Consider the following 7,075-nt stretch of genomic DNA (forward strand, 5'->3'; position numbering starts at 1 on the left):
ATGGCGCACCCCTCTTCGTGGCGCAGAACCGATGCGGCATGATATTTAACAGTCACTCATGAGAGTCAACATAATTATACTTTCATAAGTGATATTATAAATAATCAAACATAAATATAACGTAAAATAAGCAGGCTATTACCTGCTCGGTAATTGTTAAGCCGCTGTTCTGGCTGAAATATCGGGTCACCACCCAAACCTGGAGGTTCCCCCATGCATTCCTGGCTTACCCCACGTTGCCTGCTCCGTTTCGATGCCGCCCTGTGTCTTGCCTGTGGCCTGCCCGGCCTGCTGGCCGCCGGCTGGACGGCCAAATTCCTTCTGCCGGTCCAGACTGGGCTGTTCGGCTTGCCCCTGGCCGGGGTGATGCTCGGCCTCGGGGTTGCGCTGGCTGCCTATGCCATTCTGCTGGCTGTCATGTCGGTCCGGCCTGCCCGCGGCTTCACCACCTTCACCATCCTGGCTGACGGCCTCTGGGTGCTGGGCACGCTGGCTCTGCTGCTTGGCTTCGGCGCCGCGTTCAGCAAAGCCGGTGTGGTCGTCCTGCTGGTGATTGCCGCCGATACGGCGCTGATCGGTGTCCTCAAGGCTCGTGCCCTGCGCCTGTCCGGCGGTCTGGCTGCGGGCTGACGCAGGTTGCGCGGTGGCGGGCCTTCGCGCTGGACGCCCGCCATCGTCCGCCGCATAACCATTTCAGGGAGATCAACGCCATGGCCAGCCTGCATAGCGATGTGCCAACCCGTTCCGGTGCGCTGGATACACCCGGTTTCGGAACGCTCATGCGGCAATGGCGCCGGCGGCGCGGCTTCAGCCAGCTTGAACTGGCCGAGCTGGGCCGCGTGTCGCAGCGCCATGTCAGTTTCCTCGAATCCGGCCGCGCCCGGCCCAGCCGGCAGATGGTGCTGCACTTAAGCGAGATGCTCGACATGCCGCTGCGCGAGCGCAACCGCCTGCTGCATGCCGCCGGCTTTGCCGCGGCCTATCGCGAAAGTGGCCTGGATGCGCCGCGGCTGGCCGAGGCGCGCCACGCGCTGGACCTGCTGCTGCGCCAGCAGGAGCCCTTTCCCGCCGTGGTCGTCGATGCCGCTTGGAATGTGCAACTGGCCAATGCCGCCGCCCAGCGCATGATGGCCTTCCTGCTTGGGCCCGGTTCCGACCCGGCGCAGCCGCTCAACATGATGAAGCTGCCGCTGCACCCGAAGGCCCTGCGGCCTTTCATGGCCAACTGGGCAGAGGTTGCCTCGGCCCTGTTGCATCGCCTGCAGCGCGAGGCGATGGACAGTCCGGCCGCCGCCGCCGTGCTGGCGGAAGTGCGCGGCTATCCCGATGTGGACGCGCTGTGGCGCAAGGTGGACTGGGACAGCGAGCCGGCGCCCCTGCTGGGTTTCAGCGTGGAGAAGGATGGCCTGCGGCTCGACATGGTCACCTTGATCGCCACCTTCGGCACGCCGCAGGATGTCACCCTGCAGGATCTGCGCATCGAAAGCTTTTTGCCGGCTAATGAGGGCTCCGAACAGCTTCTGCGCGAATTGGCCCGACAGGCGGGCGATTGACGCGGATCAAGGCGCTGCGCCACTCTCTGGCGGACAGTAGCGCATGTCGATGCAAGGAGCCGCCCGATGAAAGCCGCCGATATCATGACCAGCCCGGTCCACACCGTTGCCAGCGATGCCACGGTGGCCGAGGCGGTGCGCCTGATGCTGCTCAAACACATCAGCGGCCTGCCGGTGGTGGATGCCGCCGGCAAGCTGGTCGGCATGGTCACCGAGGGCGATTTCCTGCGCCGCAGTGAGCTGGGCACCGCGAAACGCCGGCCGCACTGGCTGGAAATCCTGCTGGGCCCGGGTGCCGAGGCGCAGAATTACGTGCAAAGCCATGGCCGCCGCGTCGATGAGGTGATGACGCGCGAACCGGTCAGCATCGCGGAAGACACGCCCACGCCCGAGATCGTGCGTCTGATGGAAAAACATCGGATCAAGCGCCTGCCGGTTCTGCGCGACGGCAAGCCGGTCGGCATCGTCAGCCGTGCCAACCTGCTGCGCCTGTTCGCCGGCGCGCTGGCCGAGGTGAAGCCGGTGACCGCCAGCGACATGGCGATCCGCGAGCATATCCTGGCCGAGATGAAGAAGCAGTCCTGGGCGCCGACCGGCAGCACCAGCATCATCGTACGCGACGGCGTGGTGCATCTGTGGGGCACCATCTTCGACGAGCGCGAACGCCAGGCCCTGAAAGTTCTGGCCGAAGGCACGCCGGGCGCCAAGGGCGTCGAGGATCACCTGATCTGGCTGGAGCCGATGTCGGGCCTCTATCTCGAACCGCCCAAGGTCTGATCTTTAAGCCTGCGCGGCGTCCGGACCGATCTTCCAGCGTGGCGTCGCCAGCATCACGATGTCGCCGGCGGCGTCGCGCAGTTCCACGCGGCCCGACAGGCTCTGCGGCTGCGACCAGTCCAGTGGGCCGACCTCGCATAACGCCGTCACCGCGCCGCGCGCTTTCTTGACGAATTCGGTATCAAAGCCGGTGACGATCCAGCGCGCGCCCTTGGCGGGCTGGCGGCTCATGATCGCGAGGTTGGCGGTCAGTTCCGCCAGGTTGGTCAGTGCCACGGCATGGATCGAGCGCAGGTGGTTGCGCACCGCGCGGCGATCGGCCATCTGGGCCCTGGCGCTGCCCGGCATCAGGCTCAGCACGCGGGCATTGATGGTGGCGGCATAGGGCACGGTCAGTCCGATCAGGCGGCTGAACAGCCAGTTGCCGAAGGGCAGGCGCGAGACGCGCTGCCACTGCTGCAGGATGGTTGGTTCGTTGCGGGACATGTCAGGTCTTCCTTGTCTTGCGGGCGGTGGTCGGAACGGCGATGGCGTCCCAGATCGTGTCGGCCAGCTGTTTCGCCGCCAGATCGGGCCGTAGGCTGGCCTTGCCGGCGCGATGGCTGCGGAGCCAGGCCTGCACCGGGCCGACCACCAGGCTGATCAGCACGTCAGGCGCAACCGGCTTCAGGATGCCGGCCTCGACGGCGGGGCGGAACAGCAGCATCAGCGGGCGCATGAATTCGGCCGTGCCGCGCTGCAGCTTGGCTTCCGCCATGGTGACGGCGCGATGGTAGCGATGCTCGGCCAGGAAACGGGCGGCATCGGGGTGGCGCACCGACCAGGCGATATGGGTTTTCACGAAGGTATCGAGAAAGCTGCGCGGGGTGTCGTGTTTGGACAGTTCGGCCATCAGCGCAATGCGATACCGCTCCAGCAGATCTTCATACAGGGCAGTGACCAGGCCCTCGCGGCTGCCGAAATGGTGATACAGGCTGCCGATTGAAACCTCGGCGGCATCGCGCACCTGCTCGATGGTGGTGGCCTCCACGCCCTGGGCGTCGAACAGGGCCAGCGCGGCGATCAGCGCACGCTGTCGCGTGCCGGCTTTCACCGTGCGCTCATGCGCACCGGCTTTCACTGTGTAGTCCGGAACGACGGGTTTGCGGGCGGGGCTGGCCATGGCCGGGTTTATAGCAGCGTTAGAATAATTTTCTAGAAAAATATTCTAATCAATCCAGCCGGCGCAATTTTTGCCGCTGCTATCCCCTTGGCGGCCCCTGCGGAAAGGGGCAGTCTTCGCCCAGACCCATCCGGGGAGAGAAACGCCATGAACCATGAATTCATCCGCCGACTCGGCATCGACCATCCCCTGCTGCTGGCCCCGATGGCCGGCGAAACCGCCAAGCCGGCGCTCGCCATCGCCGTCTCCAATGCCGGCGCACTGGGTGCGCTGGGCGGCGCCTATATGGCCCCGCAGGCCCTGCGCGAGGCGATCCGCGCCATCCGCGCCGGCACGTTGCGGCCCTTCCATATCAACCTGTTCTCGCCGCAGCCCTGGACCGCCGATCAGCAAAAGATGGCGGCCTACCGCGCAGAGCTGGGGCAGGCGCATGCAGCCCTTGGCCTTGGCGCGCCCGATCTGCCGAACAGCTACCAGGAATCCTTCGAGGCGCAGTTCGAGGTGGTGCTGGAGGAAGTTCCGCCGGTCTTCAGCACCACCTTCGGCGCGCTGACGCCCGACCAGGTAGCGGCGCTGAAACGCCGCAACATCCTGGTGATCGGCACAGCCACCACGGTGGCCGAGGCACGCGCGCAGCAGGCGGCCGGAGTCGATGCCATCCTCGCGCAGGGCGCCGAGGCCGGCGGCCATCGCGGCAGTTTCCTCGACAGCGTCGAACACAGCCTGGTCGGCACCATGGCCCTGGTGCCGCAGGTGGTCTCGGCGGTGAAGCTGCCGGTGATTGCGGCCGGCGGCATCGGCGATGGCCGTGGCGTCGCCGCCGCGCTGTGCCTGGGTGCCTCGGCCGTGGCCCTGGGCACCACATTCCTGCTGGCCGAGGAAATGGCGCTGTCGCCCGGCTACAAGGCCCTGCTGCAATCCGAGCAGGCCGAGCGCACGGCACTCACGCGGGCCTTTTCCGGTCGCCATGCCCGCGGCATCCGCAATGCCTTCCTCGACCGCATGGCCGGCCGCGACGACATCATCCCCGATTTCCCGGTTGCCAACGCCATGAGCAAGGCCATGCGCGGTGCGGCCTCGAAATCCGGCCTGACCGATTACCAGTCGCTCTGGGCCGGCCAGGCGGCCCGGCTGGCCCGGCCGGAACCGGCAGCGGCGATCGTCGCCCGCCTGCTGGCCGAGGCACGCCAGGCGCTGGAAGCCGCGCTCTGACCGTCAGTGGTTCCGGCCGGCTCCCGGCCCTTGTCATTGGGGCCGGGGCCTTTAGAGTCACCGTCTTTAAAGCATAGGGCTTTGCAACGCGCGGGCCACCGGCAATCGCATCCGGGGGCTGTTCTGGGGAGTTAAGTCATGGCGAAAGAACTGCATCATTTCATTGGCGGCAAGAAGGTGCCCGGCAAGTCGGGTCGATTCCTCGACGTCTATAATCCGACCACCGGCGAGGTGAGCGCCCGCTCGCCGCTGGCCACCAGGGCCGAGGTCGAGGCCGCCATTGCCGACAGCCAGAAAGCCTTCGCCGAATGGAGCGCCACCTCGCCGCTGGTGCGCGCCCGCGTGATGTTCAAGTTCAAGGAACTCTGCGAGAAGCATGCCGACGAGATCGCGCTGCTGATCGCCAACGAGCATGGCAAGGTGGTGTCGGACGCCAAGGGTTCGCTGCAGCGCGGCCTGGAAGTGGTGGAATTCGCCTGCGGCATCCCGCATCTGCTGAAGGGCGAATATTCCGACAGCGTGGCGCGCGGCATCGACGTCTATTCGATGCGCCAGCCGCTCGGCGTCGTCACCGGCATCACCCCGTTCAACTTCCCGGCCATGGTGCCGATGTGGATGTTCGCCATCGCCATTGCTGCCGGCAACACCTTCGTGCTCAAGCCGAGCGAGAAGGACCCAAGCTGCCCGCTGCGCCTGGCCGAACTGATGCTGGAGGCCGGTGCGCCGGCCGGCGTGCTGAACTGCGTAATCGGCGACAAGGAAGCGGTGGATACGCTGCTTACCGATCCGCGCATCCAGGCGGTCAGCTTCGTCGGCTCGACTCCGATCGCCCAGTATGTCTATGCTACCGCCGCCGCCAACGGCAAGCGCGTGCAGGCCATGGGCGGCGCCAAGAACCACATGATCATCATGCCTGATGCCGACATGGACCAGGCCGTCGACGCGCTGATCGGCGCCGGCTACGGCTCGGCCGGTGAACGCTGCATGGCGGTTTCCGTGGCCGTGCCGGTCGGCAAGGGCACGGCCGACCGCCTGGTCGAGGCGCTGACGCCGCGCGTACGCGCACTAAAGGTCGGCCCCAGCACGGCCAAGGATTCGGAAATGGGCCCGCTGGTCACCAAGGAGCACCTCGCCAAGGTGAAGGGTTATGTCGATACCGGCGTGGCCGAAGGCGCGAAGCTGGTGGTCGATGGCCGCGACCTGAAACTGCAGGGTTATGAGAATGGCTTCTTCCTCGGCGGCTGCCTGTTCGACGACGTCAAGCCGTCGATGCGCATCTACAAGGAAGAGATCTTCGGCCCGGTGCTCTCTGTCGTGCGCGCCGAAAGCTTCGAGGAAGCGGCCAAGCTGCCCACCGAGCATGAATTCGGCAACGGCGTCGCCATCTTCACCCGCGACGGCGACGCCGCCCGCGACTTCGCCGCCCGCGTGCAGGTCGGCATGGTCGGCATCAACGTGCCGATCCCGGTGCCGCTGGCTTTCCACACCTTCGGCGGCTGGAAGCGCTCGGCCTTCGGCGACACCAACCAGCATGGCCCGGAAGGCGTGAAATTCTACACCAAGATCAAGACGGTGACGGCGCGCTGGCCAACCGGCATCCGCTCGGGTGCCGAGTTCAATATCCCGACCATGAAGTAAGACAGGAATGTCAAAACGGCGCGGGCGGCAGATGACTCTGCCGCCCGTTGCATTTTTAAAGGTCGAGACGATACTGCCAATAACGCAGGCCGAACATGGCCGGCAGTTCTCTGGCCTCGCGGAAACCCATCCGTTCATAGAGCGCGCGGGCCCGCGTCATAACTTCGCTGGTGTGCAGACCGATGGTGGCCGCGCCGTCACGCTGGGCCCGCTCGATGCAGGTTTCGGTCAGTAGTCTGGCGAGGCCCTGACCCCGACAGGCAGGCGAAACGGCAAGCAGTCGAATCGAAGCCCACGCTGGTTCAAACAGTTTCGGACTGGAGTTGCCCGGCGGGAAATAAGCGACGTAACCGGCCATTGCGCCATCGCACTCGGCAACGATGTTGTGGGCATGCTCGATGCGACCGGCCTTGCTCAAGCCGCTTTCCATCGCCTGCCAATTCTCTGCCGTCAGCGATGGCCGATAGTCGCAATAGGCACTGATCACCAGTGCCGCGATGGTGTCGGCCTCGGCTGAATCGGCGTCGCGCAAATGGAAGCTTGAAGACATGGGCCGTAGTATTCGGTGATTCGTTGCGAAGGAACAACCGCTTTCCTAGGACTTGATTGGCCAGCCCGGGCCGCTAGGCTGCGGCGCATGTCCATCCTCGAAGCCTATCGCGCCAAGCTCGCCGCCCGGGAAATCGCCGAAGACCCGGCGCAGGAACTGGCGGTGGAGAAGCTGGAACTGCTC

General features: G+C 65.6%; 8 protein-coding genes. 5 read left to right on the plus strand and 3 right to left on the minus strand.

What is annotated here, in order from left to right:
• The first annotated feature begins 213 nt into the window (after window positions 1-213).
• The 3 genes from Q1J79_RS11850 (at window position 214) to Q1J79_RS11860 (ending at window position 2,330) form a co-directional block, all read left to right on the plus strand.
• The gene (locus Q1J79_RS11850) at window positions 214-630 is read left to right on the plus strand and encodes a hypothetical protein (protein ID WP_300300496.1); all 417 of its coding nucleotides are present in this window, start codon (window positions 214-216) and stop codon (window positions 628-630) included.
• An 80-nt stretch (window positions 631-710) separates the two neighbouring features.
• The gene (locus Q1J79_RS11855; RefSeq protein WP_300300497.1) at window positions 711-1,553 is read left to right on the plus strand and encodes a helix-turn-helix transcriptional regulator; all 843 of its coding nucleotides are present in this window, start codon (window positions 711-713) and stop codon (window positions 1,551-1,553) included.
• Between the two features lie 66 nt (window positions 1,554-1,619).
• Window positions 1,620-2,330 (plus strand): CBS domain-containing protein, encoded by a 711-nt coding sequence (locus tag Q1J79_RS11860; RefSeq protein WP_300300498.1) that lies wholly within the window; start codon window positions 1,620-1,622, stop codon window positions 2,328-2,330.
• A gap of 3 nt (window positions 2,331-2,333) precedes the next feature.
• Here Q1J79_RS11860 and Q1J79_RS11865 read toward each other — a convergent pair whose 3' ends face one another.
• Window positions 2,334-2,816 (minus strand): DUF4442 domain-containing protein, encoded by a 483-nt coding sequence (locus Q1J79_RS11865; protein ID WP_300300499.1) that lies wholly within the window; start codon window positions 2,814-2,816, stop codon window positions 2,334-2,336.
• Between the two features lies 1 nt (window position 2,817).
• The gene (locus Q1J79_RS11870) at window positions 2,818-3,492 is read right to left on the minus strand and encodes a TetR/AcrR family transcriptional regulator (protein ID WP_300300500.1); all 675 of its coding nucleotides are present in this window, start codon (window positions 3,490-3,492) and stop codon (window positions 2,818-2,820) included.
• Window positions 3,493-3,639: 147 nt separating this feature from the next.
• Between Q1J79_RS11870 and Q1J79_RS11875 the strand changes: the two genes are divergently transcribed.
• Window positions 3,640-4,704, plus strand: a complete 1,065-nt coding sequence (locus Q1J79_RS11875; protein WP_300300501.1) for a DUF561 domain-containing protein — start codon at window positions 3,640-3,642, stop codon at window positions 4,702-4,704.
• A 138-nt stretch (window positions 4,705-4,842) separates the two neighbouring features.
• The gene (locus tag Q1J79_RS11880; RefSeq protein ID WP_300300502.1) at window positions 4,843-6,342 is read left to right on the plus strand and encodes a CoA-acylating methylmalonate-semialdehyde dehydrogenase; all 1,500 of its coding nucleotides are present in this window, start codon (window positions 4,843-4,845) and stop codon (window positions 6,340-6,342) included.
• Window positions 6,343-6,397: 55 nt separating this feature from the next.
• On the opposite strand, the gene Q1J79_RS11885 is transcribed toward Q1J79_RS11880, so the two are convergent.
• Window positions 6,398-6,874 carry a GNAT family N-acetyltransferase gene (locus Q1J79_RS11885; RefSeq protein ID WP_300300503.1) on the minus strand — a complete coding sequence of 159 codons (477 nt, stop codon included), beginning with the start codon at window positions 6,872-6,874 and terminating at the stop codon, window positions 6,398-6,400.
• Between the last annotated feature and the right edge of the window lie 201 nt (window positions 6,875-7,075).

Origin of the sequence: Ferrovibrio sp. (assembly GCF_029255545.1) — a bacterium.
Classification (GTDB): Bacteria; Pseudomonadota; Alphaproteobacteria; order Ferrovibrionales; family Ferrovibrionaceae; genus Ferrovibrio.

Excerpts from the sequence above, each read along its gene's own strand:
- Q1J79_RS11850 (WP_300300496.1), top strand. The coding sequence starts at position 214 with ATGCATTCCTGGCTTACCCCACGTTGCCTGCTCCGTTTCGATGCCGCC.
- Q1J79_RS11855 (WP_300300497.1), top strand. The coding sequence starts at position 711 with ATGGCCAGCCTGCATAGCGATGTGCCAACCCGTTCCGGTGCGCTGGAT.
- Q1J79_RS11860 (WP_300300498.1), top strand. The coding sequence starts at position 1,620 with ATGAAAGCCGCCGATATCATGACCAGCCCGGTCCACACCGTTGCCAGC.
- Q1J79_RS11865 (WP_300300499.1), bottom strand. The coding sequence starts at position 2,816 with ATGTCCCGCAACGAACCAACCATCCTGCAGCAGTGGCAGCGCGTCTCG.
- Q1J79_RS11870 (WP_300300500.1), bottom strand. The coding sequence starts at position 3,492 with ATGGCCAGCCCCGCCCGCAAACCCGTCGTTCCGGACTACACAGTGAAA.
- Q1J79_RS11875 (WP_300300501.1), top strand. The coding sequence starts at position 3,640 with ATGAACCATGAATTCATCCGCCGACTCGGCATCGACCATCCCCTGCTG.
- Q1J79_RS11880 (WP_300300502.1), top strand. The coding sequence starts at position 4,843 with ATGGCGAAAGAACTGCATCATTTCATTGGCGGCAAGAAGGTGCCCGGC.